This is a genomic window from Microcoleus sp. B4-D4 (assembly GCF_036705185.1).
GTDB lineage: Bacteria > Cyanobacteriota > Cyanobacteriia > Cyanobacteriales > Microcoleaceae > Microcoleus.
This window is the reverse complement of the sequence record NZ_JAUBTX010000107.1, coordinates 1-2,077: the sequence shown is the minus strand read 5'-3', so window position 1 is coordinate 2,077 and position 2,077 is coordinate 1. Positions and strand designations below refer to the sequence as shown.

1 protein-coding gene is annotated in these 2,077 nt (G+C 43.7%); it reads right to left on the bottom strand.

Annotated features, from left to right (window positions below; genetic code table 11):
• Positions 1-102: 102 nt before the first annotated feature.
• Entirely contained in the window at positions 103-1,479 is a 1,377-nt protein-coding gene (locus QUB13_RS30260; protein ID WP_333388746.1) for a P-loop NTPase fold protein, read from the bottom strand.
• Between the last annotated feature and the right edge of the window lie 598 nt (positions 1,480-2,077).

Here is a 2,077-nt window from a genome sequence, read left to right as displayed (position 1 = left end):
ATCTTGCACTAAACTCTCGATCGCGCGATCGTATAACCGCGCCGTGTAACCTTTCTGCACTTATCCAGCAAGCCCTAATTAGCATTATGAGTATTTGACAAATCAAAGCTTTTTCGCCACATCTTCAGTTTCGCGAAACTCCTTTGCATCCGCCAAAATCGGATTGACATCAAACCAGTAATCCTCGCCGTAACGGTATTCAAACACCCAGAGACTGCGTAACAAAATTTGGTATTTAGTTTCTCCGTTGACAGTTTTGGTAGCGGATACTTGGCGCAGTAAATTCCACTCATCAGCTTCGATCGCCAAAGTAAGCTGGTGGCGGCGCTGAACAATCACATTTTCCAAAGTTTCCCGCGACAGAGGAGGGTCTTGTTTTTGCAGACAGCTATACAAAAGTTGCAGCAAATTGCGGACATGGCCCCCGCTAACTCGACACAGGCGATCGAGAGTTTCAGCAGAATCGAAAATTTTGTCAACCAAAGCATAGCGCCCAGATGGTTCCACCGTCGGAAAAGCCCGCGCCAGAACCATCTGTCGCAGCAATTCCACACCCTCAGAGCACTCAGAACCGTCGCTCAACTGTACCGGCACCATCGGCAAAACCTTCGGATCTACCCCAAAGCGATTGGTCAATTGACCCAAATCGTTAGAGAAAATCAGCACCAAAGGAATTGTATACACGATGTGGCAATTTAGTCTTGCCAACTGTTCCCCGCGATCGACAAACAGATATTCCGGCTGCAAGCGCCCCGTCGGTTTCGCGCACAGATGTATGCGATCGAGATTGTCGATAATTACCACAAGTCCCTGTTTTCCTTGGCGTTTGAGTTCTTGATTTGCCGGTTCGAGTAACTCCTTATTCAGTGCATCTAAAATTACATTAGTACGCGGCTCCAAATATTGCCGCAACTCCGATCGCAAATTCGGAGCATCTTTCGCCTTAGCAGTAATTTTTCCAATTCCCAGCGCCAGAGAAAATTCTCCCTCAGTGCTAGCATTTATTTCCCCAAAACCGGGGATATTAGCTTCAGCCCTCAAATCTATTTGAGTTTGAAAAACATCAGCAACCCCTTTCAGCAAAGCTTTAAAACCCGTTGGTTGCAGCTTAATTTGCATTTTTTCAATGCTTTCGCTCACCTGACGAGCCACGCTCAGCAAAATGTCAGTAATATCCACATCTGCCATGTCTAAGTCTTTACTAGACTCAAAGTAAACCACATGAAATCCTTGCTGCTGCAATTGAGCTTGCAGCCGCAGCAATTCTGTTGATTTACCAGAGCCGATGTGACCGGTGAACAACTGACAAGTAGGCACGTCCGGGGACAGGCGGCTGATGGTACGCTCCAATTGTTCTACGATTGTGCCGCCCCGCACTGAAGAGAAATCGATATAGTATTGTCGGTCTTCTGTATTTGCTACTGCCAAGGTGTAGCTGGGATTGCAAGCTTTATAAAATTTCTGTAAATTTAGTTCCATACCCTGTTCTCTGTTTGATAATATTATGCCTTAATAACTTCTTCATTTAAATGTTGTACTAATCCGAACAATTTGCCAGTTGATTTTAATTTTTTATTGGGCGGTAAATATTTAGATGTATAGCGGAATCCGCCATCAAAACTCCTAGTTAAATACAGTTGGTTCAAGCGTTAGGACTTTAGTCCTGTAATTTTCAAAACAACTCAAGCCATCACTACAAACAGATTGCGCGAATTTGTATATTAAAATCAAAGACGAAGAATTGACGGGAATGTTCTCGAAAGAGGGTATTTTATTGCGGTTAACCGAATCGATTTGCATTGCATATATCTTTGATTTATAGCTCAACCGCAGGTGCTAGGCACATAAACACAGATAATTTCCTGATCGGAAATCGATATTTAAGAGCAATTAGACAAGCCGCAGCATCAGGATTTGGCTTCAGCGTGATTCCCGACTACTTGCGTGCAGATTCTGTCAAAGAAAATCGGTTAATACCAATTTCATAAAGTAGCGCTAGATAGGGTTTGCTGAATAATCGATCGCAAACCAATCACAGGAGCGATCGATATATTCAAGCTTGGTTAATATAAGTTCT

Coding starts and splice junctions, on each gene's coding strand:
- QUB13_RS30260 (WP_333388746.1), bottom strand. CDS start 1,479: ATGGAACTAAATTTACAGAAATTTTATAAAGCTTGCAATCCCAGCTAC.